At 39.4% G+C, this 26,942-nt stretch carries 33 protein-coding genes; 3 read left to right on the top strand and 30 right to left on the bottom strand.

Going from position 1 to position 26,942, the window contains the following annotated elements; genetic code table 11:
* Positions 1–80 precede the first annotated feature (80 nt).
* The 17 genes from EQJ87_RS04635 to EQJ87_RS04715 all read right to left on the bottom strand — a co-directional run bounded on the left by EQJ87_RS04635 (position 81) and on the right by EQJ87_RS04715 (position 10,776).
* A complete protein-coding gene (locus tag EQJ87_RS04635) occupies positions 81–434 on the bottom strand; it encodes a hypothetical protein (RefSeq protein ID WP_130123538.1) in 354 nt (117 codons plus the stop codon).
* Positions 435–463: 29 nt separating this feature from the next.
* Positions 464–793: a fibronectin type III domain-containing protein gene (locus EQJ87_RS04640; protein WP_130122748.1), complete on the bottom strand. Its 330-nt coding sequence runs from the start codon at positions 791–793 to the stop codon at positions 464–466.
* A gap of 10 nt (positions 794–803) precedes the next feature.
* Entirely contained in the window at positions 804–1,400 is a 597-nt protein-coding gene (locus EQJ87_RS04645; protein WP_130122747.1) for a hypothetical protein, read from the bottom strand.
* Positions 1,400–1,771, bottom strand: coding sequence for a hypothetical protein (locus EQJ87_RS04650; RefSeq protein ID WP_130122746.1), 372 nt, complete (start codon positions 1,769–1,771; stop codon positions 1,400–1,402). Before EQJ87_RS04650 ends, EQJ87_RS04645 begins: the two co-directional genes overlap by 1 nt.
* The gene (locus tag EQJ87_RS04655) at positions 1,764–2,189 is read right to left on the bottom strand and encodes an HK97-gp10 family putative phage morphogenesis protein (protein WP_130122745.1); all 426 of its coding nucleotides are present in this window, start codon (positions 2,187–2,189) and stop codon (positions 1,764–1,766) included. The genes EQJ87_RS04650 and EQJ87_RS04655 overlap by 8 nt, the downstream gene beginning before the upstream one ends.
* On the bottom strand, positions 2,176–2,514 hold the full coding sequence (locus tag EQJ87_RS04660; protein ID WP_130122744.1) for a head-tail adaptor protein: 339 nt from the start codon (positions 2,512–2,514) through the stop codon (positions 2,176–2,178). The genes EQJ87_RS04655 and EQJ87_RS04660 overlap by 14 nt, the downstream gene beginning before the upstream one ends.
* Before the next feature lies 1 nt (position 2,515).
* Positions 2,516–3,082: a hypothetical protein gene (locus tag EQJ87_RS04665; RefSeq protein WP_130122743.1), complete on the bottom strand. Its 567-nt coding sequence runs from the start codon at positions 3,080–3,082 to the stop codon at positions 2,516–2,518.
* Between the two features lie 14 nt (positions 3,083–3,096).
* A complete protein-coding gene (locus EQJ87_RS04670) occupies positions 3,097–3,501 on the bottom strand; it encodes a fibronectin type III domain-containing protein (protein ID WP_130122742.1) in 405 nt (134 codons plus the stop codon).
* Positions 3,452–4,351, bottom strand: coding sequence for a phage capsid protein (locus tag EQJ87_RS04675; RefSeq protein ID WP_130122741.1), 900 nt, complete (start codon positions 4,349–4,351; stop codon positions 3,452–3,454). The genes EQJ87_RS04670 and EQJ87_RS04675 overlap by 50 nt, the downstream gene beginning before the upstream one ends.
* A 15-nt stretch (positions 4,352–4,366) precedes the next feature.
* A complete protein-coding gene (locus EQJ87_RS04680; protein WP_130122740.1) occupies positions 4,367–4,612 on the bottom strand; it encodes a hypothetical protein in 246 nt (81 codons plus the stop codon).
* A 12-nt stretch (positions 4,613–4,624) separates the two neighbouring features.
* The gene (locus tag EQJ87_RS04685; RefSeq protein WP_130123207.1) at positions 4,625–5,233 is read right to left on the bottom strand and encodes a phage scaffolding protein; all 609 of its coding nucleotides are present in this window, start codon (positions 5,231–5,233) and stop codon (positions 4,625–4,627) included.
* Positions 5,234–5,377: 144 nt separating this feature from the next.
* Positions 5,378–5,653 (bottom strand): DUF2829 domain-containing protein, encoded by a 276-nt coding sequence (locus EQJ87_RS04690; RefSeq protein WP_130123208.1) that lies wholly within the window; start codon positions 5,651–5,653, stop codon positions 5,378–5,380.
* A 52-nt stretch (positions 5,654–5,705) separates the two neighbouring features.
* The gene (locus EQJ87_RS04695) at positions 5,706–6,638 is read right to left on the bottom strand and encodes a phage minor head protein (RefSeq protein ID WP_130123209.1); all 933 of its coding nucleotides are present in this window, start codon (positions 6,636–6,638) and stop codon (positions 5,706–5,708) included.
* 5 nt (positions 6,639–6,643) lie between these two features.
* Positions 6,644–8,077 (bottom strand): phage portal protein, encoded by a 1,434-nt coding sequence (locus EQJ87_RS04700; protein ID WP_130123210.1) that lies wholly within the window; start codon positions 8,075–8,077, stop codon positions 6,644–6,646.
* Positions 8,077–9,324, bottom strand: a complete 1,248-nt coding sequence (locus EQJ87_RS04705) for a hypothetical protein (RefSeq protein WP_130123211.1) — start codon at positions 9,322–9,324, stop codon at positions 8,077–8,079. The genes EQJ87_RS04700 and EQJ87_RS04705 overlap by 1 nt, the downstream gene beginning before the upstream one ends.
* The gene (locus tag EQJ87_RS04710) at positions 9,317–9,724 is read right to left on the bottom strand and encodes a hypothetical protein (RefSeq protein WP_130123212.1); all 408 of its coding nucleotides are present in this window, start codon (positions 9,722–9,724) and stop codon (positions 9,317–9,319) included. Before EQJ87_RS04710 ends, EQJ87_RS04705 begins: the two co-directional genes overlap by 8 nt.
* Before the next feature lie 371 nt (positions 9,725–10,095).
* Positions 10,096–10,776: an IS6 family transposase gene (locus EQJ87_RS04715; RefSeq protein WP_130122782.1), complete on the bottom strand. Its 681-nt coding sequence runs from the start codon at positions 10,774–10,776 to the stop codon at positions 10,096–10,098.
* A 228-nt stretch (positions 10,777–11,004) separates the two neighbouring features.
* Between EQJ87_RS04715 and queA the strand changes: the two genes are divergently transcribed.
* Together queA and EQJ87_RS04725 are read left to right on the top strand one after the other, a co-directional pair.
* Positions 11,005–12,042 carry a tRNA preQ1(34) S-adenosylmethionine ribosyltransferase-isomerase QueA gene (gene queA, locus EQJ87_RS04720; RefSeq protein ID WP_130123539.1) on the top strand — a complete coding sequence of 346 codons (1,038 nt, stop codon included), beginning with the start codon at positions 11,005–11,007 and terminating at the stop codon, positions 12,040–12,042.
* Positions 12,043–12,174: 132 nt separating this feature from the next.
* Positions 12,175–12,765, top strand: coding sequence for a hypothetical protein (locus EQJ87_RS04725; RefSeq protein WP_130123540.1), 591 nt, complete (start codon positions 12,175–12,177; stop codon positions 12,763–12,765).
* Positions 12,766–12,823: 58 nt separating this feature from the next.
* Here the strand turns inward: EQJ87_RS04725 and EQJ87_RS04730 are convergent, their stop codons facing one another.
* From EQJ87_RS04730 to EQJ87_RS04785, 12 genes are all read right to left on the bottom strand, one after another.
* Positions 12,824–12,994, bottom strand: coding sequence for a hypothetical protein (locus EQJ87_RS04730; RefSeq protein WP_130123541.1), 171 nt, complete (start codon positions 12,992–12,994; stop codon positions 12,824–12,826).
* 27 nt (positions 12,995–13,021) lie between these two features.
* Positions 13,022–14,341, bottom strand: a complete 1,320-nt coding sequence (gene obgE / locus EQJ87_RS04735; RefSeq protein ID WP_190289046.1) for a GTPase ObgE — start codon at positions 14,339–14,341, stop codon at positions 13,022–13,024.
* A gap of 150 nt (positions 14,342–14,491) precedes the next feature.
* Positions 14,492–15,658 (bottom strand): cell division protein FtsQ/DivIB, encoded by a 1,167-nt coding sequence (locus EQJ87_RS04740; protein WP_130123542.1) that lies wholly within the window; start codon positions 15,656–15,658, stop codon positions 14,492–14,494.
* Complete coding sequence (gene murG / locus EQJ87_RS04745) at positions 15,655–16,728, bottom strand: undecaprenyldiphospho-muramoylpentapeptide beta-N-acetylglucosaminyltransferase (RefSeq protein WP_130123543.1); 1,074 nt, start codon at positions 16,726–16,728, stop codon at positions 15,655–15,657. Before murG ends, EQJ87_RS04740 begins: the two co-directional genes overlap by 4 nt.
* 189 nt (positions 16,729–16,917) lie before the next feature.
* Positions 16,918–18,270 carry a UDP-N-acetylmuramoyl-L-alanine--D-glutamate ligase gene (gene murD, locus EQJ87_RS04750; protein ID WP_130123544.1) on the bottom strand — a complete coding sequence of 451 codons (1,353 nt, stop codon included), beginning with the start codon at positions 18,268–18,270 and terminating at the stop codon, positions 16,918–16,920.
* Between the two features lie 206 nt (positions 18,271–18,476).
* Positions 18,477–18,818, bottom strand: a complete 342-nt coding sequence (locus EQJ87_RS04755; protein WP_130123545.1) for a P-II family nitrogen regulator — start codon at positions 18,816–18,818, stop codon at positions 18,477–18,479.
* Between the two features lie 69 nt (positions 18,819–18,887).
* The gene (locus tag EQJ87_RS04760; protein WP_130123546.1) at positions 18,888–20,129 is read right to left on the bottom strand and encodes an ammonium transporter; all 1,242 of its coding nucleotides are present in this window, start codon (positions 20,127–20,129) and stop codon (positions 18,888–18,890) included.
* A gap of 172 nt (positions 20,130–20,301) precedes the next feature.
* Positions 20,302–21,777, bottom strand: a complete 1,476-nt coding sequence (locus EQJ87_RS04765) for a HAMP domain-containing sensor histidine kinase (RefSeq protein ID WP_130123547.1) — start codon at positions 21,775–21,777, stop codon at positions 20,302–20,304.
* Between the two features lie 13 nt (positions 21,778–21,790).
* Entirely contained in the window at positions 21,791–22,483 is a 693-nt protein-coding gene (locus tag EQJ87_RS04770) for a response regulator transcription factor (protein ID WP_130123548.1), read from the bottom strand.
* Positions 22,484–22,628: 145 nt separating this feature from the next.
* Positions 22,629–23,159, bottom strand: coding sequence for a YceD family protein (locus EQJ87_RS04775; protein ID WP_130123549.1), 531 nt, complete (start codon positions 23,157–23,159; stop codon positions 22,629–22,631).
* A 131-nt stretch (positions 23,160–23,290) separates the two neighbouring features.
* Positions 23,291–23,536, bottom strand: a complete 246-nt coding sequence (locus EQJ87_RS04780; protein ID WP_130123550.1) for a type B 50S ribosomal protein L31 — start codon at positions 23,534–23,536, stop codon at positions 23,291–23,293.
* 141 nt (positions 23,537–23,677) lie between these two features.
* Positions 23,678–24,145, bottom strand: coding sequence for a hypothetical protein (locus EQJ87_RS04785; protein ID WP_130123551.1), 468 nt, complete (start codon positions 24,143–24,145; stop codon positions 23,678–23,680).
* Between the two features lie 174 nt (positions 24,146–24,319).
* On the opposite strand from EQJ87_RS04785, the gene EQJ87_RS04790 reads away from it, so the two are divergent.
* The gene (locus EQJ87_RS04790) at positions 24,320–25,513 is read left to right on the top strand and encodes a DNA/RNA non-specific endonuclease (protein WP_130123552.1); all 1,194 of its coding nucleotides are present in this window, start codon (positions 24,320–24,322) and stop codon (positions 25,511–25,513) included.
* Positions 25,514–25,545: 32 nt separating this feature from the next.
* Here the strand turns inward: EQJ87_RS04790 and EQJ87_RS04795 are convergent, their stop codons facing one another.
* Positions 25,546–26,883, bottom strand: a complete 1,338-nt coding sequence (locus EQJ87_RS04795; RefSeq protein ID WP_190289047.1) for a DUF6056 family protein — start codon at positions 26,881–26,883, stop codon at positions 25,546–25,548.
* Positions 26,884–26,942 lie beyond the last annotated feature (59 nt).

Consider the following 26,942-nt stretch of genomic DNA (forward strand, 5'->3'; position numbering starts at 1 on the left):
ACTCATAAGTAAGGCTTGTGGATTGCTATATCTTCTGAAAAATAAATCTTTAAATTTGTAATACCCGTCTGGGTTATGTTCTAAGAAAGCATAGAGCCGAAAAAATCAGTAATCTGCCCATCCTCAAAAATAGCTTTGACTCCGTTCAAATAATCCAGCAAACGAACCTTGTTGATTTCTTCAACAGTCAGACCCGACAAAGAAGCAAGGAGTTCATCCAGCTCTTTTTTGATTGGTTTGATGTTCGTGATAGCTTTTTTAGCCAATTTCGCAAAAACACTAATTCCAGTTTTTTCAACATCTGCACCCTCAAGCGAGAGATTTTCTGGATGTTCAAAAATAGCCGTCAGTTCATCGATGATGTCAAGTTTCGCAAAAATCGTGAGCAATTGCTCCAAATCGCCGCCGTTAAGTTCTCGTAATTCTAAAGTCATTTATTTTATTTTCCTTTCAAAGTAAGCTTTTAAGCTTTTGTCAATACTACCGGATCACTCCAAGACGAACCCGTAAAAGGCCCATCGTGCAAATAGCGGGCTTTGTCTACATCGCTTGCGCCAATGCCTTTTTGTTTGTACGCTTGGACATAGATTAGAATTTTATCCCCCACAGATAGCGTCGGAACATCCTTGGCGTCCAAAGTCCATGAGTTTGTTTCTGAATACCCCATATATACCGCTTTATGCGGGTCTAATTCATTAGCGTCGGCATAATGCGTTAAATAAGCTTCTGCTCCCTCTACTTGCTCCCAATCCACTTTTACTGAACCATCCGCATTTAAAACCCCAGTTACCAACTGGGGAGCCTTAGGGTGTGGTAGAAGGGTAGAAAATTCGGCAAGGCATTTCTCCTGCCAGCATTTGATCTGGCGTGGCATGAGCCGTAAACTCAAGGTCACTTGTCGCTTCATCCTTGTCTTTTGTGTCAAGCCCAAATGTACTTGTCACAAGGCAATTATCGAGCACAACAATGATCTCTTTTCCTGTTCCCCGCTGGAAGCCATAAATCGCAACGTTATCGATGTAATCACCATCTTTTACCTGGCGTTCAAATTCAATGATTTGATAGCCATCTGGTGCTTCGTCTTCTGTTGCGGCACGAGCTGTCCCGCCAGAGATTAAAGCAATCGTCTCCGGGCTAAACTCTTTGAGTTTTGAGGACATTTTAGCCGTAAAGCTTTCTGTTACTTCCAATCCTTTTACTGGCGTAATATAGGCACCATCGACGTCCATTAAACGTTTCTTGATGTCAATTTCTACCTTAGTTCCTCCAGAAGTCGCACCGATAGGTGTGCCTGAAAAACCTTTTGTTTTATCAAATTTAAAATCTCGGACAATCACTCCTGCATCCACAATGAAATTCTGTGGACTATCGGGAGTAAATCCCACTTTTGGTAATGCCATTACAATGTTCTCCAATCTATTGTAATTTCCAACTGCAAAGACCGTCTAAGCAGTCCATTTTGACCCGTTGGAATGTTATTTGCTCGAACATATCTCCAAGTTGCACCAAAATATTCATTAAGGCCACGCTTGTAAGCAAGTTCTTGTTTAATTTTTGTTTCAATATCAAAGATATTTTTATAACTTGGGTTTAAGTCAAAAATATCTAAGTCAATCGAAACCGTCTCTTGATTTCTATCTTCCTCAAAGCTAGTATCAACATCAAAAGTGCAGTAAGGATAAGTGACTTTTTCGCTGTTATTCCTATCATAATAAGTTTCGGAATGGATTCCCTGCAAGATAAGCGTGAGATAATTTATGAGTTTATCCATTTAATTTCCCCATTTCTGCATTGATAATTGATTTGATGTTTTTCTTATTCTCTCGAAAAGCGCTGCGCAAGAATTTCTTAGGTTTTGTTCCTCTTGTAAAATGCGTTTTACCGTCTGGACCTTCATAGACCCAGCCGCCCTTTCGTCCTGCGCCATTTTCCGCAAATTCACCCGTTCCAAATTCTTGATAAATCGCATACTGAAGTCCGCTTCCGACTTTAGCCGTCATTCTACTCCCAGTAGCCCCAACTTTGCGAGTAATGCTTCGCCTTAACTCTCCTGAATCAACAGGGGCTCTATCTTTAACTTCTCCTACCATATGAAGGCTAGCGGATTCAAGTGCTCGTTCAGCCGCTTGCAAGATCGCCTTATTGATAGCGGCCGCATTCGTTTCAATTTTAAACTCATTTTTGGCCATTATCTTCCTCCTTTTTGAAAGTTAGATAAAGTTCAAGGTGGTGATGAATACCCATCGGATCATCAACGTAAGTAATCGCGTATATTTTCCCTTGTTCATCTACCAATTCCATATCTTTTTTTATTCCGCTCACATATTTAGGAATAATGGCGTAATGCGTCGATTCTTCAACGATTGCATTTTGATTGACTGCTTGGTCTGTACCCGATGCCAAATCAATATAACCTTTGAGAGTTATGAAATCTACAAAATCAACATTAAAACCCCCGAGTCCATCAGGGGTCCGTTCCTTTTTTCTAATCACAAGATTCTGAGTTGGGTACATTTCACCACCTCATTTTCTTGTATTTTTTAATAAATCCAAATAAGCTGGCAGGATAGCCATTGATTGATTCATTCGAATTAACATCGTAATAAGTTACGCTCATCCGAGAAATGCTTTCGGACTTAATGCCAAGCTTATCTCCCATAGATACATCATATTGGAGCAGTTTTTTGACCCCCTCAACAACGTCAGGCGGATAGGATATCTTAGTGATGAAAGCACTTTGGAAGCTGCCGTTAAACAGCGTTGCATCTTTGAGTTTAATCGTTTTATCGTTGATTTCTTCAATCACACACAAGCCATCATTGACCCCTATATCCTGATTCAATCCTGAGCCCGTCTGACTCCAAGTATTACTAATTTCAATCGTGTCATTAGGACGAAGATAAGCTAGTGCTTCGTTAAATTCTAGCGTATCCTCGTTCGTGACTTTGAATTGATAGAAGCGGATGTTGAGATTTTGAAACTTATTATGAGTCAATGCTCGAATTGATTGTTCTAATCCATCTAATGCCGATTGGTCAATAGACGGATTTATTAACTGGGCGTCATCTAATGTAATGATCATAATCTAACACCTCTCTATTTTTTCATTGTCATCTCTACAACGCTAGACCATTCAGAACCGTAAGCGTTGACATTCAAATATTCAGCTTTTTCAGTTTCATCAGCACCTACACCAACTTCATCGAACGCTTGAACCCAATAGCGAAGAACATCGCCTGGTTGATGAGGTTGTAAATTAGATGGCGTGAAGCGATAACTTGGGTTTTCTGTGTAGTACATGAAAATGGCTTTATGCGGATCAGATTCATTAGCTGGTGATGCATGGACGACATACGCCTTTGTCTTACCGGTAGAATCAGCATCCCAAGCTAAATCAACTGCTCCTGTGCCATCTTCGTTACCCGTTACCCCTTGCGGTACAAGGGGGCGATTAGGGTTTGGCAGGAGCAGTTGCTTTAAGCACAGCTTTTTTATTGTCATCAAGCATGAATTGGCCACCTTTAGCGTGGCCTTGCAAAGCTTTACCATCGAAGTCTTCGGAATCAATTGTACGAGCTGTTGCAATCCCAACAAAAGGAATAGCCACTTGGTCAGCGGTGAAGTATGCGACTTCGCCAGAAACAAAGTATTTATCAGGAGTTTCTTCAAGTTTGAACCCTTTGTATTTTGGAACAGTGTTGTTATCAAGACTGACAGTTGCACCTTTTAGTGAGGTTGCATTAGTCAAATCAACAACAGCATTGTATAAATCCGGTGCAAGATAAGCTGTTTTATCTGCATCAATTTCATTATTAGCAAATTTTTTAGAAGCTTCATTGAACAAAGTGTTGATATTATCTTGTGTGTAATCAGTTTTATCACCTTTTACCATTGCAAGAGTTTCGCTTGCATTGTCAGATAAGAATTTGCCGTTCTTTTGGTTCATGTAACGAACTTGCGCCACTGATTGGGCTTCTAAGCGGTCAGCGACTGCATCATTAAGCCCTTTATTCACAGTAGAGATATCAATGCCTTCGTGAATCGCCATTTCATAGCTGAAATCAACGTCTGTATCAGCATAAATCACTTCAGTACGATTGCCAAAACGTGAAGAATTCCCTGTGCCGGTTCCAAATCCGACATTAGCATCTTTACTGTAAGTGCCAATTACAACAGGCGTTGCATTTGTTTTTACAGAAAAAGCCTTGGTTGTCGAAGTAATCCCGTCCATTGCTTGAATTGGTGCAAAAGCGCCTGAGAAAGCTGCTTTAGCATTAAATACCGCTTTTAGAATTCCTTTATACTGAGGTTCAAAGCGTTGAGCATCTTGTTGGTTGTTATTAGTTGTCATATTTTTTTACCTTCCTTATTTTGCTGGTGGTGCATATTTTGCGACTTTATCAGCGAATGGGTCAGGTTTCCCTTTATCATCTGCTGCTTCATCATTTTGTGGTTCAAGCTTTTTAAGTCCGTCTGTGAGGTCTTGTAAAGCTTTAACTACATTTGCATCATCTTCGTTGTTAATTGCATCAGTAACGTCAGAAAGAAGCTTGTCAATCCCAGCGTCTTTCAATTCAGCAACCGTCACGGGTTGTTTTTCTTTGTCATCCAAAGTTAATTCCTCCTATTTGGTGTATTTGGCCATTTTTTCCTCAAATGGATCAATGGTAATTTCTTTTCCATCTTTAGGAGCATTCCCTAAAGGTGTCCAATCGTTCTGTTTTTCTTCAACTACAGGCTCTTCAGGTTTGAAGTATTTAGGATAGCTTTCTTTCAACTCATTGAGCGTATCATCGAAATTGGTAAACTCTCCATCTTCTCCAACTTCTAAATCTTCTCCACCCCGCATTTTATAGTTGAGAATATAGTCAATGTCATTAACACCAGCTTTAGTCAGCATTTTTTCAAGCTTAGTAGTGCGCTTGATTGAGCTATTTTCGCTTGTCAGTGTTTCAACTTGACTTTGAAGTTCTTCAAGTTTTTCTAATTCAGATTGATTAGACTCTAAAGTTTTTTGAATCTCTTCAGCAGATGCTTCAAGTTCTGTGATGCGCTCATCACGTTCTTTAAGCTGTCCTTTGACTTCGTTGAGCTGTCCAACAGCCTTTTGATAACGTTTCTCCAAGTTCTCTTCGCTTGCTAGGTAGAACTTATTTTCAGCCATTCCTGCAGTAATGGACGTCACTTGCTCATCCTCTAGTCCCAGAGATTTCAGATACTCTTCAAATGTCATTTTCTTCCTCCTCACACCTACGCTTTTTACAAGGTGGCATCTTGTAGTGCTTGCACTTTTTACGACGTGTCTAGTCGAATTTGAACAGTTTTAAGCCATATTCAGGGCATAAGAAAAACCCGCGGAATCCCAAGGGTTTAAAAATTATTTTTCTACAATTTGCCAATCTTCAGCAAAGATATCTCCAATGCTTGGCACCCACATTGCGTGTGTTCCGTCAGAGTTTTTAATTTGTAAATATGGATGAACGATAAATAAATCACCTTCATTCAAATCCCATGCATCAGCAGTTTGTTTATTGCAGTTGATGCCTTGAGGATACCCCTTTTGCCTTACAACAAACATCCCACGGCCATTCCAGCCAGTGCGCAAGGCTTTTTTACCTTCTTTGATTAGCGGTAATACTTCTTCGAATTTCATTATTTTGCCCTCCCTTGAGCATAAGAAAAGCGCCTGTCTTGTGACAAACGCTCTAGTTTTTATTTTTTATTTTCACCCATTCATCATAACTCTGCCATTTTCCGACTTTCCCAGTGATATTATTTCTCCGAACCGTTGGCATAATACCGTGGACAATAGGGCGAGTGGTACATCGGCAGTTAATATCTTCACTTGGTACACCCACTTGATGTGGGCCTAATGCATCATATCCGCCAACTTGAAACATCTTATCAACTTCTCGAATCTGTCCATCAACGTGCTGATGATCCTCACGAGTGCGGCCATCCAAAGTCGCTAGCCACATCTTCTTTAGGTCAATTCCTTTATCTGTGGCTTCTTTGTAACCTTTTTGAGTAGAAATACTGCTCACTCGTCCGCTTTCGGTTCTGGCAATTCTAACAGCTCGCTTATAACTCGCTTGCGTTTCGGTTGAAATGTCTCTGGCAATATCCGCATAGTTTTTACCCATCATAAAACCACGAGAAATGGCATTATTTGAAGCTTTGGCCAACTGATTAACGCTATCTCCCAAACGTTTTGAAAGTCGCTTACCTGCGACCGGTTGCTCCATAATTGTTTCTAAATAATGAGGGTCTAAAACATCAAAGTCAAGAAGAATATTATTGCTTTGTTCCAGCTCATACCACACGCTATTATATGCATCAGTCCCTTGCTTTAAGATATGGCCTTTAATGGATTGTTGAATATTTATCCCGGGCTCTCCAACCAGTTCATTGATGACGTTAGCGACGTTTAATAATCGCTCAACTTGTAATTGGTCCGAAAAACTCATCTGGTCATAAAGCTCAAGCCAAGTTTTGAGTTGTGCTTTTAAATCCTTAAGGTATTTCCGGTAAAGATTTGACAGCTCATTACTGAGTTTTGCTAAATCTTTTTCAGAATCAGGCATTCCAGCTTTGAGCGCTTTTTTGAAGTTTTCTAATGCTTGCTTTTTTTCATCCATAGGTTTTATTCCTCTGGCGGTTCTGTACCTTGAGTCACATCTTTATAATCAGAAGTAGAAAGTTTTCCTTTCACTTCTTCCCAATCTAACTCAAACTCTTCGCAGATAAGCTGCAAGGTGTCATCATCGCCGATAACGGGAGCGGCCGCAAGTATCGCATTAACATTTGATACTTTAGTATCTGCTTTAGTCTTCTCGTTGGTTGCAAGGTCATTTTCATTCACCATCATTTCACGGGTGATTACAAACTCAACCTGATTGCTCGTGAAGGAAGTCCCGTTTTTTCGGTTGATGTCCGCAATAACTAAATCAAGCGACCACTTTAAGAAAGCTCTCAACCGAACCTCTGTCTTATTGGCTTTCATGTCTAGCCGTGTGTATCGTGACTTGATGACAACGTTCGTCACATTGCCATCACCGACTTGTGAGCTATCAAAACCGAATCCAAAACGATAAATGTTTTCACTGTCAATTTCCATCTTGGTCTTTCGACCTTCAACTGGAATATTGACAACTTTTACATCAACTCCACCATCATCTCCAACACCTACAACTTTTTTATTCCGAAGATTAACCTGAAGCTTATCTAAAGAGTCTCCGTCAAATCCTCTAACCACATAAATGGCATCAGAGAAAGACTGTAAATTATTTGATAGGTAAGAGTTCATCAAGTCGTAGTCATCAATAAGCGCTTTGATTGGTTCTAAATCTGTTCGTTCCTGTTGGTTGTTCTGATAGCGATAGAGTGGGATTGTGTTGTAAGAGCGACCGCCAATCTCCTCTCCATTCGTTCCAAGAATATGAGGCTGCGAACCGATGAATTTATAATCATCTTTTTCGGAAGCTTCGAAAGTCATGACTTGTTTATCATCATAAAGTTCGGCAGTCTTGATAGTAACCACCTTGCCGTCTTTGAGAATGTCATTAGAATAATATCTTAAAACACGCTGAACAACGTTCATATCATCGTAAATCGGAATGATTTTCAAACCATCCAGGACTTGAAACACAATAACATCTTGTGGAGTCGTCCGAGGATAGACGTATTCAAAGCCTTTTTGACTTCCATTGGTTAGTAAATCATTTAAGAAAAGTTGGAAATCCTCGTCGTAATAATCCTTTAGATATTTAACCAATTGCTCGTCATCACATTCAATCTCAACCGGATTCGATAAAAGATATTGAACTTTCTGGTCAATCAATTCATTCAAAAAAGCATTGGGAATTTTGATATTTGTAGCGTACTTGTCTTCTTTTAAATTGTTATTATCGTCAATGTAAAAGATTCGATTGTCTAAAATGTCATGCTTATAATTATAATAATCAACGCCTTCTTTGGCACGCTTCTTTTTATCATCCTTCAAATCATTAGCAATCGCTCGCTTAATTCCACTTGCGATAGTAGAAGGGTCATTGCTTAGTAAAATGTTCGTAGCCATTAAATCAACCAACCTCCTTTTTTAGTAGTTTGTCTAATTAAACTTGCTGCGCTATCGGGCGCGTCGTCGTGTTCAGCATTCTCAGTGTAGTCCAATACCTGAGCCATATAATCTGGATCAGTAGTATCTAACCATTGAATTTTTGACCACTCAGCACGCAAATAGGTAGCAATTTTAATGAATTTATTTTGTGACTCGTGATATTCTTTGACTGGGATACCACGTTTTTTAATTTCTTTAGCAAGATAACCTTTATCCCCATTGTTTTCCACATGGATTGTCCCAAGCTTCAGTTCTTTGTGGATAAGTTCAATCTCATTCAAGCAATCGTCAACGTGCTTGTCCCATTTTTTGCCAAACATCACATTATCTTTCTTGGCAGTATACACCGTCGAGTCACTCCCGCCGTAAGCCGCATCAATGTGTGCTGTTCCATTGGCTATTTTGCCAACGTCATCAATATAGGTTGGAGCGCTAAACATGGCATCTTTATCTGCAATATGTTTCAGTTCATAGTTAGCAGCAAATAAACTAGGAATCATGGCTTGCCTCAAATGCTCTAACTGTTCTTTACTAATCAATCCTGTTTCATAGCAATCATAGCGTTTGACGTTTGGCATCTTAGAGATTGCATCTTCCTTGTGCCAGGGAGTTCCTGTGTTAATGAAACGGCCACCACGATTTTTAACATTCTGCAGTTCCTGGTACTGGGTTTTTGTCCGCTCACGTTCTGCCCGGCTTACTCGGTCTTTCAGATTGACAATGTCATCGGTGATAACAATGTCCGCGTGCTTACCAGTTATGCTGGCACCAATCCCCAAAGCAAGGAGTTGAGAAGTCCCCTTGCTTGTTTTCTTGAGGTTTGTATCAATTTCTGTATTGGTAGCTTTTGTAAATTCAATACCAGATTCTACATCCCATAAGGCAATGGCAAAATCTTGGAAGATATTTGACTGCAATAACTTCTGAACCTGCACCACAATTTCCGTAACATCCGTGTCGGTCTTTCTCATGAAGATAATCGCCTGATCAGGAAACATAACCAACAGAATCGCAATTGCAATCGAAAGACAAGTAGTTTTATATGACCCGCGATGAGCCAAGAGCGTTTCATCTTCCTCAGAAAACAAAAAAGACCTGATCCATTCATTGTGGATTTCTTCCAGGTCTTCAAAACCACACTCTATGCCGAATTGAATAGGATTATCTACCACTAAATCCATATAGAAGTCGAAGTTATTATCCATTTTTCAACCTCTCTTTAATCCGTTCTTGTATCTCCTGACTCCTTTGACTAATATTTATAGTACTAGTAACTTCTTGCTTTTCGACAATTGTCACACCCCCTAAGCCCAAAATCATTTTCCAAGCATCAAGCCTGACCCTTTCATTTTCTCCATGTCGTGCTAAATCAAGAATACCTGCAGCAGCTTCTCCCATATTGTCCGCAAGATATTTTTGGACTATTTCAGCGAAACTTTCTGTTAAACTATAATCATTTATGATTTTGGTTACTGTGGTTTGAGAAAGTGAAGCAAGCTTCGCAATTTCACGAACTGTTTTTCTTTCTACATTCCGCATGATCAATACGCTTGATATAATCTTTGGGTCCGTATAATATTTACTGTTCGCTCCATTTTGCTCCATATTTCTTAACCTCCAATCATCGCAAAAAGCCGCCATTTCTGACGACTTTTTTATTTTATTCTTTAAACAACTAATATTTTATCTTTTAAGAACCGTACTTTTTCCATCTTTTGTTGTAATTTTTAGTTTATTATTCTTATAACTAATCTTTTGGATATTTCGTGTAGGTATTGAAATTCTACCCTCCATTCCTCTGGCAGAAGGGGATGAGAATACAGTCTCAGCTTTTAGATGTCCGCCACCTTCAGTTCTTGTCACAGCATGTTTTACAATTTTAAATCCATCTTTTCTAGCAGGACTTATCCCATTGCTACTAGGGTTCTGTTGCAAAGTTTGAAATTTTAAAATAACGTTTCTGCCCCGTGTTCCTCTTAAGCTGTTATTCCCATTAAAATTTTTATTTCAGTAGAGACCGAAAAGCCGAAGAGCGTTCCATTTCTTCGGTTCTTTTTGTATATTCCTCGAATGGTCTCCATGCCCTTAATCGTGGTTGAGGCAGTCCGGAGACTTCGATAAAATTTATTGCGACGTTTGACTGGTCTATGATCTTGCTCAATTAAGTTATTGAGATATTTCACGGTTCGATGCTCTGTTTTGGTGTATAACCCATTTCTCTGTAACTTTCTAAATGCAGAGCCAATAGAGGGTGCTTTATCAGTTACGATGACTCTAGGTTGTCCAAACTGTTTATGGAGCCTTTTTAAGAAAGCATACGCCGCCTGCGTGTCTCGTTTCTTTCGTAACCAGATATCTAAGGTTAAACCGTCCGCATCAATTGCTCGATAGAGATAATGCCAACGACCTTTGATTTTAATATAGGTTTCATCCATTTTCCACGAATAGAAGGACTGTCTATTTTTCTTTTTCCAGAGATGATAGAGCACTTTACTGTATTCTTGAACCCAACGATAAATCGTAGTGTGACAAACATTTATTCCACGGTCATAAAGCAATTCCTGAACTTCACGATAGCTCAGATTGTAACGGAGGTAGTAACCTACTGCGACAATAATCACATCTTTTTGGAATTGTTTGCCCTTAAAATGATTCATTTGGAACCCCTCGCTCTCTTTTCCCTTCCATTTTATAATAAATCTAGAAAACTTGGAAACTTCGCAACAGAACCATTTTTCCCTTACCTTTTGTTTGATTAAGTGGGATGGTCATTTACTTCGTAAAGGTTTTTAAATTGATTCATCCGTCAATAAAAATGATATAATAGAGCAGTATTGGGCTTTTTAGAAGTCTTGAAAAGAGAAATGGAGTTTGAGAGTTACATAATGAATATAAATGATTTTGATTTTGATTTACCTGAAACATTGATTGCGCAAACGCCTTTGGAAAAGCGCTCGGAGTCACGACTTTTGGCGCTTGATCCAAAGACACATGAATTGCAAGATAAGCATTTTTACAATATTATTGATGAGCTTGAGGCGGGAGATGCGTTGGTTTTGAATAATACGCGTGTTTTGCCTGCGCGTTTACACGGAGAACGTGCTGAAACTGGCGGTCATATTGAGCTTTTGTTGCTCAAAGATATGGGCGAAAATCGCTGGGAGACTCTGGCAAAACCTGCGCGTAAAATGAAAATTGGCGAGGAAGTTGTTTTTGGTGACGGACGTCTGAAGGCTGTGGTTGTCGAGATTTTGGAGCATGGTGGACGAATTGTTGAATTTAAATATGACGGAATCTTCCTTGAAATTTTGGAATCTTTGGGCGAAATGCCTTTGCCTCCTTATATCCACGAGCAGCTTGAAGATCAAGAACGTTATCAAACGGTTTTTGCTAAGGAAAATGGCTCTGCAGCAGCTCCTACGGCTGGTTTGCATTATACGCCTGAGCTTCTTGCAAAAATTGCTGAAAAAGGAGTGAAAATTGTTGAGTTGACGTTGCACGTGGGCTTGGGAACTTTCCGTCCGGTCAGTGTCGATAATGTTGATGAACATCATATGCACAGCGAATTTTACCAACTTTCTGAGGCGGCAGCTCAAACCCTCCGCGAAGTTAAGGCAGCTGGGCATAAGGTGGTGGCTTGTGGAACGACGTCAATTCGTACCCTTGAAACCATCGGAAGCAAGTTTGATGGGGATATTCAAGCGGATTCTGGTTGGACAGATATTTTCATCAAGCCAGGCTATGAGTGGAAAGTCGTTGATGCTTTTAACACAAACTTCCATTTGCCAAAGTCAACTTTGGTCATGCTGGTCGCGGCTTTTGCGGGACGTGATTTTGTGCTTGAAGCTTACCAACACGCGATTGATGAGCAATATCGCTTCTTTAGTTTTGGTGATGCCATGTTCGTTCGCCCTAAAAAGTAAGTTTTTACTGACGAAAATTGACGTCAGCATTTTCTCTGGCTGATGAAAAATCCGTCAGTATTTTCTCTTAGATCTTAAACTAAAATGAGTGTCTGTCCCCGCGGACAGACTTTTTTTAAAGGAAATTATCACATGAGTTTTCTCAATTTGGTCATGTTGCCTGATTTTATCAGCATTATTTCTGACGGACAAATTACAACCGACCAGCTCATGACCCAGAGCCATTTCAAAAAGTTTGAAACGAGCAAAAATGGCTTTGTGGTCGGCATCACAGGCTTTGAGCTCATCACTAATAACATTCGTAAAAAATTTTATTACCAGCCCAATCTGACCTTTTTCGAGGCTGAAATTTTGTTGCGCACAGAACTTGAAAAATATAAAAACAAACAAGTTACTTTTGGCAAAGCGATTGCTTTCAACGCCGTCATTGCTGGGTTTGAAGCGAGCCCTCAAAAAACTGCCCGCGCGATTTCCTTTCATATTGAAAATCAAAAAATCAGTGAAAATCATTATGAAAACACTGCTGTGCTGTCCCTTGTTCCTGACGATATCAGCTTCAATCCCAACCAAATCATTACCAAAAACATGACCAAATTTGCCAAAGCAACCGCAATTTTACAAATCCAAACCTTGCAACGTAACGCGCTCTACAAAGTTGCTGACCAATCCAAAACGGTCAATAAAGTCATTTTTCAGGAACTTATCAGCCAGAGAAATTACTGACGTAATCCAAATCTCCAGCTAGCGCTCAGAAAAAATGCTGACGAAAAAAAAGACTGAATCAATCAGTCTTTTTTTCATCATTTTTTGCTTTTATTGCTGTTGACAAGGTCAATTTCCCTTGAGGATTATATTTTTTAAGCAGCTCATCAATCCGCTGATCCGTCCAAAAATCTGCCGAAGCAATGAAATTTCCGTCCTTATCTCGATCACCAATAATCTTAAAGCCCATTTTTCTCCTCCAAAATCAAGTTCTCAATTAGTCTACAAATTCAAATTCAAACTTACGGATTCGCACGTAATCGCCATCACGCGCGCCCATTGAACGCAAGGTTTCATCAACACCCATTGCCCGCATTTGACGAGCAAATTTCATCACTGATTCATCATGATCAAAGTTCGTCATGATAAAGAGTTTTTCAATCTTCTCACCAGACAAACGCCAACCGCCATCATCTTCACGCGACACTTGGAAAGGTTTTTCTTCTTCTTCAAAGCCATAATAAGCTGCCTCATCCGCCAATTCAGATTCGTCATAAAGCAAGAATTCTGGTGTTTGAGCAAGCAATTCGCTTGTCCGGGCAAGCAAGCCTTGCAGTCCCGTTTTGGTCAAACCAGAAACTTCAAAAATTTCAGGCATTTCTTGACCGTCAGCTAAATCAGCCGCCAATTTTTCTTTAAATTCAGCCAATCGCTCTGCAGCACCTGGCATATCCATCTTGTTAGCAACAATGATTTGTGGACGTTCCATCAAGCGCAAGTTATAAGACTCTAACTCATCATTGATGGTCTTGTAATCGCTATAAGCATCACGTTCCTCAGCTTCCAAGTCAGACATATCCAACACATGGAGCAAGACCCGCGTACGCTCAATATGACGTAAGAATTGAATTCCAAGCCCCGCACCAGAGTGCGCCCCTTGGATCAAGCCAGGCATATCTGCCATAACGAAACTGTCCCCATAACCCACTTGAACCATACCGATATTTGGCGTAATGGTTGTGAAATGATAAGCTCCGATTTTTGGACGAGCATTCGACACTACTGAAAGTAAAGTCGATTTTCCGACAGATGGAAAACCAACCAAACCAACGTCAGCAAGCACACGAAGTTCCAAAAGCAAGATTTTATCCTCACCAGGTTCTCCATTTTCAGCCACTTCTGGTGCAGGATTTCTCGGTGTCGCAAAACGAATATTTCCACGACCACCGCGACCGCCTTTAGCGACCACAAATTCTTGCCCTTTGTCAATCAAGTCCACCAGAACATCGCCTGTTTCATTATCTTTAACCGTTGTTCCTTGTGGTACACGAACAATCAAATCCTCAGCCCCACGACCGTGCATACTTTTGTTCATACCTTTTTCCCCTGGTTTCCCACGGAAAATACGATTGTAACGGAAATCCATCAAAGTTGACATTCCTTCATCAACCTTAAAAATGACAGAACCCCCTTTACCACCATCACCACCAGCAGGGCCACCATCTGGAACGTATTTTTCCCGGCGGAAAGCAACAGCGCCATCGCCACCTTTCCCCGCTTTTACTTCAATTCGTGCTGTATCTAAAAACAAAGCCATACAGTTTTCTCCTCTAATTTTCTCTAATTATCACTAATTCATTATTCTTTCACAAAAATGCGTGCTATCTATTATAACATTTTATCTCTTATTTTTATAGCTCATACACAATAAAAAAATGATAATTAGAAATCATCATTTTTTTATTTTTTAATTTGTAGACGAACTTTCGGTCGTACTTTGAGGCGTGTCCGCTGAGTTAGTCGCCGCCTTCTTTTCATTTGCTGCCGAACTTGCCGCAGCTTTTGAAGAAGATAAATCGCTCAAATAGGCATCATACGCTGCTTTTGGTTTCGTATAAATCCCCGCCTCCATATCAATCACTTGAGGCGCTGTTACTTGCTTAGCCACACTTGGATAATAAGGCACCTTCACAGCCATTTGACTCAAAGGAACGCGAATCTGATTGCCATCACTCATGTCGATTGCAATAAAATCTTTCGTTGCCTCCGTTGGCGTTTTCGTCACAGTCGTCATCATAGCACGCAATTCTGGCTTGAGTTTCTCGAAGGCTTTGACAAAGGCTTTCACTTCGTCATCAGAAAAATCCTGCAAAATCGGCAATTTTTCTAATTTAGCCGGATCTTGCGGCGTTTTATAAATATAGCCATTCTCTAAAACCAGATAATTTTGGTTGTTACGCTTAACATAAGCCGCGTTCCCCCATTCCTTGATTGTCACCAGAAAATGATTAGGAAACTTATAACTTAGCGTAGATTTGGCGACTTTAGGAAAACTTTGGTTAATATTTTGCTCAATCTGATGCTTTTGCTTCATGATTTTGAAAATACTATCTCCAGTTTTAAGCTTAGAAGCCGTCGCGACCTGCTCAATTGTCTCACTTTGATTTCCCGAGACTTTAAAATCTCCGATTTTGCTCAAAGGTGAAACGGCATAAATCGACCCTAGAAACACCACGACTGTTACAGCCAAAGCAATCCACATTTTTCGAAGAATCGGCCCCGAACCCGCAAAAATAGACGGACGTTTTTCACGCTCCTGCTCAACTTGTTGGGCCATCTGATCCAGCTGAGCAAGAATCTGCTCATTAGCTTGTGAAGCTCCTGTTGCTTCTTGCGCCACAAAATCAGACGCTTGTTGCTCTTCTTGGGCAGCTGGCAGTTCAGGATTTTCTGCTTCAGCTCCTGTTTCTGTGGATTTTGACGAATTTTTTAGAAATGGTGAAGAAAAATAGGACTTTTTTGACTGTTCTTTCTTCTGTTCTTTTTCTAATTTCTTCGCTTCAGCAGCTTTTTTTCGCTGGTATTCCAGATTTTTTTGCTGCCAAGGGGTTAAATTATTATCTTTTTCACTCATCGACTTATTTCTTTCACAAGCTGATAAAGACGCTCGCTGGCATCTGGAACTCCAGATTTTAGACTCGCCGTGTGCATTTCTTCATATCGTTGTGGGTTTTCCAAAATATCAGAAATAGCTTGCACCAGACGCTCACCAGTTAACTCTTCATCTTTAACAATCTGAGCTGCGCCCTGCTCAACATATTCTTGAGCATTTTTGGTTTGTTGGTCTGCTGTCACATTAGGACTCGGCACATAGATTGCTGGCAAGCCAAGGCCCGTCACTTCGGCAATCGTTGTTGAACCTGACCGCCCCAAAAAGAGGTGACTTTGTGCCAAAAGTTCGGTCATATTGTTGATGTAAGGACGGATATCGAGATTTTCTGAATCCTTATATTGCTCAAAAATAGCCTTATAATCATCATAATAAATCTCACCAGAAGCATAAATTGTCTTAAATGGACATTTGGCAAGCTCTGGTAAGGCTTCGATAAAAGCCTTGTTTAAGGTCAAAGCACCGCGAGAGCCACCGAAGATAACGACTGTTGGTTGCGCAGATTTTTGAACTTGGGCAGCAGCATCTGCCACTTCTTGTGCCCGTGGATTCCCTGTAAATGTCGTTTTTTCTGCAGGAAAATATTGCTCAGCCGCATGGAAACCAACTGCAATGCGATCCACTCTTTTCGCCAAAAAACGGTTAGTAATCCCAGGAAATGAATTTCCCTCATGAATAATCGTTGGAATTTTAAGCTGAGAAGCCGCATAAACAACCGGACCAGCTACATAACCACCTGTTCCCAACACCACATCTGGTTGAAATTCCTTCATGATTTTTTTAGCGTCCGCAACAGAGGTAAAAAATTTATAGGCTGTCTTCAAATTTTGTAAACTCAAAGATCGACGTAGCCCTTGAATATCCACCGTTTTCAAATTGATTCCAGCTCGTGGGACAATTTTTGATTCCAAGCCTTTTTGAGTGCCGATATACAGAACTTCTACGTCACTTTCTTTTTGTTTAAGATGCTTCAGAAAAGCTAGTGCTGGATAGATATGGCCGCCAGTTCCGCCACCTGTGATAATGATTCGCATATTGATTTTTTCTCCAAATTCGTTCGGGAAATCGAATATCTGACAAGCGTCAGAACTCCTTTTTTACTGACGAAATACTCAGCCAGACACTTTTTTACTGACGAAATTTTCGTCAGCATTTTTTCTGAGCGCTTAAGCTTTCGTCAGCATTTTCTCTGACGAACAAAAAATTCGTCAGTAAATTCTCCCTTATTTTTTCAACTTTTCAAAAGTTTCGATGAACAAATCACCACGTTCTTCAAAAGTTTTGTACTGATCCCAGCTCGCACAAGCTGGACTTAGCAAAATCGTGTCCCCAGCCACTGTTTGCGGCAAAACTTCAACCAAAGCCGTTGCCACATTTTCACTATCAAAGACTGGAATGTTTAATTTTTCAGCCGTTGCTCGTAGCTTTGGAGCCGTTTGACCAAAGGCCACCATACCTTTAAGATCTGCCAAATCAGCTTCCAAACTTTCAAAACCATTTCCACGGTCAAGTCCGCCAGCAAGCAGCCAAAGTTTGCGGTTATCAAAACCTGACAAAGCTTTTTGGGTCGCCAAAATATTGGTCGCTTTACTGTCATTGTAGACCTTGCGCCCGTCGATTTCACCCAAATATTGCAAACGATGTTTAACTCCAGCAAAATTGCTCAAAACAGAGACAATCGCTGCTTTATCAGCACCTTGTAATTTGGCCGCTACAATTGCTGCCAAAGCATTTTCCAAATTATGTTCCCCTGGCAATGAAAGCTCACTCACTTCCATAATCAGTTCCTCTTTGAAGTAAATTTTACCCTCTTGAACATAGGCGCCATCGACTTTTTGAGTTGATGAGAAAGGCACCACTTGAGCTTTCGTTTTATCAGCCAAAGCCCGACATTTTTCCTGATTAAAATTCAAAATCAAGAAATCATCCGCCAACATATTTTCTTGGATCCGCCATTTTGCCGCTTCATATGCTTCTTGCGAGCCATGATAATCCAAATGCGCCGAAAACAAATTCGTGATCAAAGCAATTTTAGGACGGAAACGATCAATTCCCATCAATTGAAAACTAGATAATTCCATGACCAAAGTATCTGAAGCCGTGGCTTTTTCAGCGACTTCTGATGCTGGAAAACCAATATTTCCGGACAATTTCGCTGACTGACCCGCCGCATTTAAAATATCCGCAATCAACGTTGTTGTCGTTGTTTTACCATTTGTTCCTGTAATTCCGATAATCGGAGCTTCACTAATCAAGTAAGCCAACTCCACCTCTGTAATAATCGGAATCTTCAGCGCCTCAGCACGCTCAACCATTGGATTATCATAACGAATCCCAGGATTTTTTACCATCAAAGCAAAATCTTCATCCAGCAAATCAAGCGGATGACTTCCCGTAATCACCTTAACACCCTCTTCCAAAAGAATCTGCGCTTCTTTGTTTTCCTCAAAAGGTTTACCATCATTAACAGTAACAATCGCCCCAAGTTCATGTAAAACTAAAGCAGCAGCCATCCCTGAGCGCGCCAAACCAAGAACCAAGATTTTTTTATCTTCAAATGTCGTTATTTTTTTCATTTTATATTCCTTTTTAGGCTGTAAGCACCAAGTCAATTATCAATTTTTCCTGAGGATTACAAACTTTATCTCATCTATTTTACCGCTAATTAAGCTTTTTTTCAACAGTCTTACCAACTCATCGCTTTTTTCCTGCATTTTCTACCCGCTCTCTAAGAAAAAAATACAAAAAAAGAACTAATATAAAATTAGTTCTCAGCTAAAATTTAGAGGGCTTGAGCGTCTTCTTCCCCTGTCCGAATCCGAACTACTCGTTCCACAGGTTGAATGAAAATTTTACCATCACCAACCTCACCCGTTTGCACAGCTTGCGTAATCACCTCAACAATCTCATTAACTTTCTCATCAATGGATACAATTTCTATTTTTATTTTAGAAAGCAGCGTCGTTTCAATCCGTTGTCCACGGACATACTCCGTAAACCCCTTCTGCTCCCCATAGCCCAAAACCTGCGAAACCGTCATCCCGTGCACCAAACCATTATCTGCCAGAGCCCTTTTTAAATCTTCCAATTTATCCGTGCGAATAATCGCTTCTATTTTTTTCATCTTTTACTCACCTCATTTTTATTTTTTAAATAGCCAAAGTCTTTTTTACCCATTTTTTCTCATAAAAACTCAAGAGTCCAGTCCCAAGAAAGTTGGATAAGCCGTTTCCTCATGCTCACTATCATCAAGCCCAATTGCCTCAGCACGGTCACCCACTCGAATTGGCATAAAGAGTGCAATCACCTTAATAATCACCCAACTCACAAGTGCCGTAAAAATAATTGTAAAAATAATTGCCGATACATTGGCCAAGAGCAATCTACCAGAACCATAAATCAAGCCTGCATAATTTTTATCCAGAGCCAAAGCCGGTGTCGTGAAAATCCCTGTCATAATTCCACCAAACATCCCGCCTATTCCGTGACAACCAAAAGCATCCAAAGCATCATCATAGCCCAATTTCTTTTTAACCACAGAAATCATGAAATATGACAAAGGACTCACCAACAAACCGATGATGATTGATGACCATAATGACACAAACCCAGCACCTGGTGTAATTGCTACTAGACCAACAACTGCACCAGAACAAGCACCAACCACCGATGGTTTGCCTATCATCACTTTTTCAATCATCATCCATGAGAACATTGCCGCTGCTGCAGCTGTATTTGTAGTCATAAAAGCATTGATTGCTACACCATTAGCCGCAAGTGCCGAACCAGCATTAAAGCCAAACCAACCAAACCACAATAATCCAGCACCTAAAACAACAAACGGAATATTATGTGGACGATAATCTAAGCGTTCATAGTCTCGACGTTTTCCAAGCACCAAAGCCAGAACAAGCCCCGTCACCCCACTAGAAATATGGACAACATCCCCGCCAGCAAAGTCAATCGCATGAATTTGAGCAAGGAAACCTCCACCCCAAACCATGTGGGCCAACGGATAATAAACAAAAATCAACCAAGCACCCATAAAAATCAAAAGCGGAGTAAATCGCATCCTTCCCACCACAGAACCTGTAATCAAAGCCACTGTAATAAGTGAAAACATCATCTGAAAACCACTAAAAAGTCCATCAGGAATGTGATTAGCTGGAAAAAGTGAATTTTTAGCCATATCCACACCATTCATAAAGAGATGATCAAAATTTCCAATCCAACTTCCACTTCCCGAAAATGAGAATGAAAATCCAATAATGACCCATAAAATAGAAGCTAGTGCCAAGGGTGCCAATGACATCATCATCGTATTCAAGACGTTTTTACGCCGCCCTAGACCACCATAGAAAAATGCCAGCGCAGGCGTCATCAAAAAAACTAGCGCTGCACAAATTAAAATAAATGCAATCGATCCTGTATCCATAGTTGTTCTCCTCCAAATCAGAAACTTCCCAAAAACATCATTATTTTCAGAAAATTTAATATGTCATAAATTATAACATGGTTTTTCCGATAATGCAACTGTGAACGTCATTCGTGTTAGATTTTCTAACATCTATAACAAAAAAGAAGCCTTTTAAACGACTTCTTCTTTTTTAATCTATTTTAGGGAATTTCAATGTAAAGGTTGAACCAACCCCCAATTCCGAACTCACTTCTATTTCCCCTTGATAATTCTCAGCAAGTCTCGCCAGAATAGATAAACCTAAACCAGTCCCACCAATCTCACGATTACGCGCCTTATCCGCTCTAAAGAAACGTTCAAAGAGATGATCAATATCCTCTTGACCAATCCCAATTCCTTGGTCAGAAACACGCGTGATAACAAATTTTTCATCTTCTGATATTCTAATCTTAACCACTTTTCGATCATCTGGCGAATATTTTACCGCGTTATCCAGTAAAATTCTCAAGCCCTGCTCGAAATGATTTTCTGAAATCCGAGCATGAACTGGGTAATCAAGCTGATTGTTCAGCACAATCTTAAAGTCTTCATGGATGAGACTGAAATTTTTCACCGCATGATCACAGACTTTCGCAACGTCACAATCCAAATCCTCGCTTGATAAATCAACATTTTCCAAACGAGCCAAAGCCAGCATTTCTTCCAACATCTTCTTCATGCGTGCCACTTCATCTAGACTCGCTTGTAAAGATTCATCTAAAACTTCAGGATCATTTTTACCCCATCGATTTAATAAATTAATATGGCCATCAAGTACCGCAAGTGGTGTGCGCAACTCATGAGAAACATCAGACACGAAACGTTTTTGCTGATCCAAATAATTTTTCATTTTGTGCATCATGTCATTATAAACATTCGCCAACTCTTCAATTTCGTCACCACTCGTAATCTCAATTGCTTCAAACTCATTTTTAGGATCATTTGCCATTTTTTGCATTCCCTGATGTAATTTTTCTAGCGGCTTCATGAAATAATTGGCCATGAAATAACCGATAATTTGAGCAATAATCAAGGCAACAATTTCCAAGATTAGAAGAACAATTAATAATAAATTAGAAATCCGATGATAGGTTGTTATATCATAAAAAGCTTGTAAATAACCCACCACTTGACCAGTTGATTCAGAAATAATTCGTCGCTGAACTAAAAATCCAGGATTTTCACCTTGTATTTCTTTAATGTCATTATTTTTTTGATTTTGAAACCCAAATACATGATGACTAGTCCCATGCAAGAGTTCATGATTCACATCATAAATATAAAAGGCTTCTCGTGAACCCACTAGGCTAGTCAAAGGCAAGCCACGAGAATCCCCTGAGCGATCTTTTGTAGGATACTCAATATAATTTTTCAGATTCGTTGAGTTTAAAGGCCCTTTAGCCTCCTCTAAAACTTCCTCAACACTATCCATAGAATTGAGCAAAATCCTTTGCTCTTCGCGCATAAACGCACTAATCGTCAGCTGATAAGTCAATGTCGCAAAGAGTGTGAAAGTAATGAAACAAAAAACGGTGTTGGCAAAAGCCCACCTCAGCATGATACTACGCTTAGCCGAACTTTCCTCCACCGTTTCTCTTTTTTCATTAAAAGTAAATAATTTTTTCATTTTATCTTAGTCATTATTTGCGTTCACGCATCACATACCCTAAACCACGAACGGTTTGGATATAACTTTCTTGTCCTTCAACGTCAATTTTGTTGCGAAGATAACGGATATAAACGTCAACAACGTTTGTTTCTGTCCCTTCCTCATAGCCCCAAACTTGCGAAACTAAATGTTCACGCGTTACGACATCACCAACATTTTGCATCAAAGTCAAAAGTAAGTCATATTCACGACGCGTTAAATCAATCACTTTTTTCCCGCGATGAACTGTTCGGTTAGTTTTGTCAATGACCAAATCACGGAAAGCTGTGTTTTCAGCACGTTCAACAGCTTGACCTTGTTCTTCACGGCGGAAGAATGCCCGTACACGCGCCAAAAGCTCTTCAATCGCAAAAGGTTTTGTGATGTAATCATCAGCTCCAATATCCAAACCAGCAACACGATCCATTGTTGAATCACGCGCAGTCATCATGATGATTGGTGTATCTTTTTCTTTACGCAAACGGCGTGCTACTTCAAAACCATCAAGCTCTGGTAACATCAAATCAAGCAAAATCAAATTATAATCTTTAGAAAGTGCTTCTTCAAGCCCCAAACGTCCATTATCTTTGATTTCCGTCGCATAACCTTCATGCTCTAATTCGAGAGAAACGAACCGTGCTAAATTCTTTTCGTCCTCAATTATCAAAATCTTCTTTGATGCCATTTTATTCTCCTTCGTTAAAAACACTGTCTTTTTTGTTTTCTTATAATGCTATTATAATATAAATTTAATTTTTCTACAAACTATTTGTTGTTTGTTTCCGCTTACCCTTAATCAGCCATTGAAAAAGCTCTAAAATGAGAGCTTTCTAATCAAACAAACCATCTAAATCAGAAAATGGTGATTTTTTTTCTACTTTTTTCTCTTCTTGCTGCTTTTGATAATCTTCCTCAGTCAAGACAGACCAAAATTTTCCAGCAGGTAGGGCCTCGTCTTCTTCATTTTCACCCAAGATTTGCAAAGGAATCTCTAATAAAATGTTATCCGTCACCGACTCATCTAAGTCAATCAAATCCTTATCCAAATTGATAATCATATCATTTTCTAATAAATCTTGATCTTCTTTAATTTTTTCTTCACTAGCAAAAATTTCGTTGACAGCAACTTCCATTACATATTCAACAGGTTTTAGACTTCGTGATGAAGGCAAGCTCAATACAGCTTTTAATTGGTAATCTAAGTAAAACAAACCATTATCATAAGTGATTTGACCAGTCGTTTCAACAGGTTGACAATCCAAGATTTCTGCCGAACGTGAGCGCAATTCCTCACGCAAATCCAATTTTTCCGTGAAGTTAATTTGTTTTTTCTTAGTTAATTCATTCAATGACCATTTCATCTTAGAAATCTCCCACTATTTAATCACTTTTTCTTTATTTTATCTTATTTTTACTTTTTATCATAATAAAAAGCTGTCGAAGTGACAGCTTTCTGTCTGCAAAAATAAAGATGGTCGAATGACCACCGCTATTATTTTTTGCCGTATTTCTTTTCGAAACGAGCGATACGTCCGTCTGCTGCTTGGAATTTTTGGCGACCTGTGTAGAATGGGTGTGAATCTGATGAGATTTCGACACGAATCATTGGATAAGTGTTTCCGTCTTCCCATTCGATAGTTTCTTTAGAACCACGTGTTGAACCAGTCAAGAATTTGAAGCCAGTTGTTGTGTCCATGAAGACTACAGGTTGGTAATTTGGATGGATATTTTGTTTCATCGTTAGAATTTCCTTTCTGCCTTGGACTGTTTGCCAGACCAAAGTTGTACGAATACTTAAATATTCTATCAAAATTCAAGCTAAATTTCAAGTCACAATTCACTTATGTCAAGAAAAAAACTTTACAAGCTTCATTTCACTTTATTTTTTCTCCAAATCCAGCTTAAAAGGTTTACTGAAATAATACTTCCCTGTGCTGTCTTGTGCATAAATTCTGAATTTTTTCTTACTTGATTGCTGTATTTTTTGATAAGACTCTGCTAATAAAAAATAGGTTGCATCTTCTTGGGGTGGAAGTAAAATCGGCAAATCAGCACTGTCTGCTGAAAAGTCTCGAGGCATCAAAAAATTTATTTTTTTCTTTCTAGCTCTTAAAAAAGAAGCGTGAGTAATCCCAATCTCATATATTTTGATAGGAACCATCCCTCTATTGACCAAATCAATAGCCCAAAGTGGAATTTTATCTCCCGAAAGCAATTCATAATCCAGCCAATGGTCAACATCAAGCTTTTTCTTGTAATCCCGTCGTGCAAGATAGAGTGTTGTCAAGACAAAACCAACCGTTCCTATCGCACCAAGTGCTTCCCAGAAATTCTCTAAGTTAATCATCCGTCTTCCTCTTTTTCCGCTTAGTTTTCTCTCATTATTTTATCATATTTGTTTTTATCACCCAAATGAATCGAAAAAATTGACAGTGTCATCAATTGAATAAAAAGTTGACTTTCCGCTCAGTTTATTCCATAATAAAACTTGTTGTCCGATTTTCAATAATAAGGAGATTTTATGAAAAAATTATTAGGAATTGCCTTTGTGGGGGCGGCTGTGTTGGCTACTTCAGCATCACCACTTACTGCTCAAGCTTCTTCCGTAAAAAAAGTAAGCATTACTGAAAAGTACTACTTTAATCAACAGGTCGTTAAGACTGTCAAAGTGAAGGTCAATGTTTCGAATAAAGTAATGGTTTTAAAGGCCCAACCTGTTGCGAATTATGAGCTTGTGGAGTCTTCTAAAAAAATCACACCTCACAAAAAGCAGACGGTACGATTTGAGTTAGTAAAAGTAGCGTCAACTCCAGTGGCTGATCAAGCTTCGATTTTAGCCCAATTAATCACTTATACCAATGATAAATCTGCTGGCCCAACCCAAAATTATTATTGGGAAAATGGTTCGGCGAAATTAGCTGGGTTTGAAGGAATGAAAGCTGGGGATTATCATTTTGGTGCAGATAGCGAAGGACGCTCAGGGGTTGCACGTGCAATTTTGACTTATGCGGATTATGAACGTTCAAAAGGATCACGTCAAGGAAGTCCTTTGGATCCTCCAGCTTGGCCTAGTGCTAATCCTAAAGTTGCCATTTCTTTTGCTTTGACTGGACGAACTTATCATGGTTACCTTTATAATCGAAGCCACTCTATCGCTGATAGTTTGCTCGGAGCTGGCTCTTATCAATCGTCTTATAATTTTACAACAGGGACACGGAGTCAAAATGTTGGCGCTAATCAAAATGGGGGAATGCGCTACGCTGAGGAGGCCGCGGAGAATTTTTGGAAAACCCATCCCAATACGAACCAGACAATTCAGTACCAAACCACACCGCTTTATCAAGGGGCTGAAAAAATGCCCCGTGGGTCTATTGTTGATGAAAAATCTTCTGATGGGACGTTAGATAAGGAAATTATTGTTCTAAACGATGCTGAGGGACTTACGATTGACTATAATAGTGGAAGTGAGAATGGGGTTGCGTCAACAACTCCTTCAGTTGCCACTCCAACTCCAGTAGCTCCCTCCGAGCAAGCTGCGCCAGAAGCAAATGGCGGTTGGACAAATGCAGCTCCTGATATGGTTTATGTTAGTGATAGCAATAGATATTATCGTTCTGTGGTGAATCCAAACAATTATCGGTATATGTCTCGCTCAGAAGCGGAACAGGCTGGTGCAAAGGCAGCTTTGCGAGGCAATCAATATGCCCGTCCGTAATTATAAAAAACAAAAACGCTCTGATTTGATAATCAGGCGTTTTTTAAAACTTCTTTTTCTTTTTGTTTTTCATTAACTTCTTCTTTTTCGTCAACTTCTTTTTCGTCAATTTCTTTTTCAGCAACTGCAACGAGTGGCGTTTTGGAATGAACCGAAATAATGTCATTTGCCAAAAAGATGCAAGAAAAAGTTAAGACAATATATAGGGGAATAAGGGGCCTATCCAGTGATGCTAACAAGGTCGGGGATAGAGCTGCTGCCATCGCTGAAGAAAAAGTTATTCCTAAGGCACCAATCAGTAGCAAACTTTCTTTTGATTTTCCATAGAGCAAGAAAATGACGGCAGCAATCAAGCCAATTATCACTGCAAATACAAAGCTTTGTCCCATTAAATTATCAATTAAACGCGTACTAAACGTTTGTTTTGAAGAATTCTCAATAATTTTATCCAGATTGGTCGAGATAATTTTTTGGTAGGAGTTCCCTAAGAGGACAGCTAAGCCTGCCAAAACCATTAGGAGTATTTTTCTTTCTTGAGAAGCTTTTATGATGAGCAGGAGGGCCAAGAATGTCAAAAGCAGACCGTAATGATCAATTAAATTGACACTGATATTATTGAATTGAATCAAAATCTTGTCAAATAGGGAAATTTTATCGAATTTGGGGAACCAATGGGCTGTCTCTGTGATATTCCGATTATGATTTCCTGGTGCTAGAAGGATATTTAAGATACTTAGAAGAGAAATGACGCCATAGCTAATATTGTAGGGGTTTATAAAGTCTTTTCTGTCAACAATGGCTTTAAGAATGATATAAAGCAACAAAACAACGGCTAAGCCTTCGTTAAATACAGAGAGGATTAAAAACAGGATACTTATCACTTTTTTGGTTTTGCTGATTTCTTCTAATCGCATTTGCAAATCTGTCATTAGCCAATAACTAAATAAGGCTATTGGCCAGATGTAATTCACGATTGTGGCAATCATACCTGCTGAATCTAGGGAGTTGATAGGAAATATTGCGATAAAAATAAGCACAAACAAATAATTATTATCAAATCCTAAAAGAGCAAGCATTTGACTCATCGAGTAAAATAATAAGAACACTAAAATCATGGTTATAAGACAAAAAATAAGGAGATGATGGCTTGAAAAAAGGGTGGCTCCTTCAATCCAAAATCGTGATGACCAAATTTTGTACCTTTGTATCGCAAAACTAAGGGGCGAGGCATCAATTTTTGAAAAAATCTGCGCGTCTTTATCCAGCCAGTCAATGTTTCTCATTTTAAAATATAAAAAATAAAAGAAGAGCGATAAAAGCAAGGGGACTTTTCTCTTATGCATAAACTCTATAACATTTGTAACGTTCATTGGGTGTTTCTACCTATTCTTACCTGATAATTTTGATGTATTTCGTTTTAAACGAGAGC

It is taken from the genome of Lactococcus sp. S-13 (assembly GCF_004210295.1).
In the GTDB taxonomy this organism is placed as follows: Bacteria; Bacillota; Bacilli; order Lactobacillales; family Streptococcaceae; genus Lactococcus.

What these genes read in the sequence shown, in the direction of transcription:
- EQJ87_RS04670 (WP_130122742.1), bottom strand. Translation starts at nt 3,501, where the DNA reads ATGACAATAAAAAAGCTGTGCTTAAAGCAACTGCTCCTGCCAAACCCT.
- EQJ87_RS04765 (WP_130123547.1), bottom strand. Translation starts at nt 21,777, where the DNA reads ATGAAAAAATTATTTACTTTTAATGAAAAAAGAGAAACGGTGGAGGAA.
- EQJ87_RS04730 (WP_130123541.1), bottom strand. Translation starts at nt 12,994, where the DNA reads ATGGGCTTTAAGATTATTGGTGATCGAGATAAGGACGGAAATTTCATT.
- EQJ87_RS04700 (WP_130123210.1), bottom strand. Translation starts at nt 8,077, where the DNA reads ATGGCTACGAACATTTTACTAAGCAATGACCCTTCTACTATCGCAAGT.
- EQJ87_RS04645 (WP_130122747.1), bottom strand. Translation starts at nt 1,400, where the DNA reads ATGGCATTACCAAAAGTGGGATTTACTCCCGATAGTCCACAGAATTTC.
- EQJ87_RS04665 (WP_130122743.1), bottom strand. Translation starts at nt 3,082, where the DNA reads ATGATCATTACATTAGATGACGCCCAGTTAATAAATCCGTCTATTGAC.
- EQJ87_RS04780 (WP_130123550.1), bottom strand. Translation starts at nt 23,536, where the DNA reads ATGAAACAAAATATCCATCCAAATTACCAACCTGTAGTCTTCATGGAC.
- EQJ87_RS04760 (WP_130123546.1), bottom strand. Translation starts at nt 20,129, where the DNA reads ATGGATACAGGATCGATTGCATTTATTTTAATTTGTGCAGCGCTAGTT.
- EQJ87_RS04650 (WP_130122746.1), bottom strand. Translation starts at nt 1,771, where the DNA reads ATGGATAAACTCATAAATTATCTCACGCTTATCTTGCAGGGAATCCAT.
- EQJ87_RS04755 (WP_130123545.1), bottom strand. Translation starts at nt 18,818, where the DNA reads ATGAAAAAAATAGAAGCGATTATTCGCACGGATAAATTGGAAGATTTA.
- EQJ87_RS04770 (WP_130123548.1), bottom strand. Translation starts at nt 22,483, where the DNA reads ATGGCATCAAAGAAGATTTTGATAATTGAGGACGAAAAGAATTTAGCA.
- EQJ87_RS04655 (WP_130122745.1), bottom strand. Translation starts at nt 2,189, where the DNA reads ATGGCCAAAAATGAGTTTAAAATTGAAACGAATGCGGCCGCTATCAAT.
- EQJ87_RS04775 (WP_130123549.1), bottom strand. Translation starts at nt 23,159, where the DNA reads ATGAAATGGTCATTGAATGAATTAACTAAGAAAAAACAAATTAACTTC.
- EQJ87_RS04785 (WP_130123551.1), bottom strand. Translation starts at nt 24,145, where the DNA reads ATGATTAACTTAGAGAATTTCTGGGAAGCACTTGGTGCGATAGGAACG.
- obgE (WP_190289046.1), bottom strand. Translation starts at nt 14,341, where the DNA reads ATGGCTTTGTTTTTAGATACAGCACGAATTGAAGTAAAAGCGGGGAAA.
- EQJ87_RS04685 (WP_130123207.1), bottom strand. Translation starts at nt 5,233, where the DNA reads ATGACATTTGAAGAGTATCTGAAATCTCTGGGACTAGAGGATGAGCAA.
- EQJ87_RS04725 (WP_130123540.1), top strand. Translation starts at nt 12,175, where the DNA reads ATGAGTTTTCTCAATTTGGTCATGTTGCCTGATTTTATCAGCATTATT.
- EQJ87_RS04740 (WP_130123542.1), bottom strand. Translation starts at nt 15,658, where the DNA reads ATGAGTGAAAAAGATAATAATTTAACCCCTTGGCAGCAAAAAAATCTG.
- EQJ87_RS04705 (WP_130123211.1), bottom strand. Translation starts at nt 9,324, where the DNA reads ATGGATAATAACTTCGACTTCTATATGGATTTAGTGGTAGATAATCCT.
- EQJ87_RS04660 (WP_130122744.1), bottom strand. Translation starts at nt 2,514, where the DNA reads ATGTACCCAACTCAGAATCTTGTGATTAGAAAAAAGGAACGGACCCCT.
- EQJ87_RS04715 (WP_130122782.1), bottom strand. Translation starts at nt 10,776, where the DNA reads ATGAATCATTTTAAGGGCAAACAATTCCAAAAAGATGTGATTATTGTC.
- EQJ87_RS04695 (WP_130123209.1), bottom strand. Translation starts at nt 6,638, where the DNA reads ATGGATGAAAAAAAGCAAGCATTAGAAAACTTCAAAAAAGCGCTCAAA.
- EQJ87_RS04635 (WP_130123538.1), bottom strand. Translation starts at nt 434, where the DNA reads ATGACTTTAGAATTACGAGAACTTAACGGCGGCGATTTGGAGCAATTG.
- queA (WP_130123539.1), top strand. Translation starts at nt 11,005, where the DNA reads ATGAATATAAATGATTTTGATTTTGATTTACCTGAAACATTGATTGCG.
- EQJ87_RS04790 (WP_130123552.1), top strand. Translation starts at nt 24,320, where the DNA reads ATGAAAAAATTATTAGGAATTGCCTTTGTGGGGGCGGCTGTGTTGGCT.
- murD (WP_130123544.1), bottom strand. Translation starts at nt 18,270, where the DNA reads ATGAAAAAAATAACGACATTTGAAGATAAAAAAATCTTGGTTCTTGGT.
- EQJ87_RS04675 (WP_130122741.1), bottom strand. Translation starts at nt 4,351, where the DNA reads ATGACAACTAATAACAACCAACAAGATGCTCAACGCTTTGAACCTCAG.
- murG (WP_130123543.1), bottom strand. Translation starts at nt 16,728, where the DNA reads ATGCGAATCATTATCACAGGTGGCGGAACTGGCGGCCATATCTATCCA.
- EQJ87_RS04795 (WP_190289047.1), bottom strand. Translation starts at nt 26,883, where the DNA reads ATGAACGTTACAAATGTTATAGAGTTTATGCATAAGAGAAAAGTCCCC.
- EQJ87_RS04710 (WP_130123212.1), bottom strand. Translation starts at nt 9,724, where the DNA reads ATGGAGCAAAATGGAGCGAACAGTAAATATTATACGGACCCAAAGATT.
- EQJ87_RS04690 (WP_130123208.1), bottom strand. Translation starts at nt 5,653, where the DNA reads ATGAAATTCGAAGAAGTATTACCGCTAATCAAAGAAGGTAAAAAAGCC.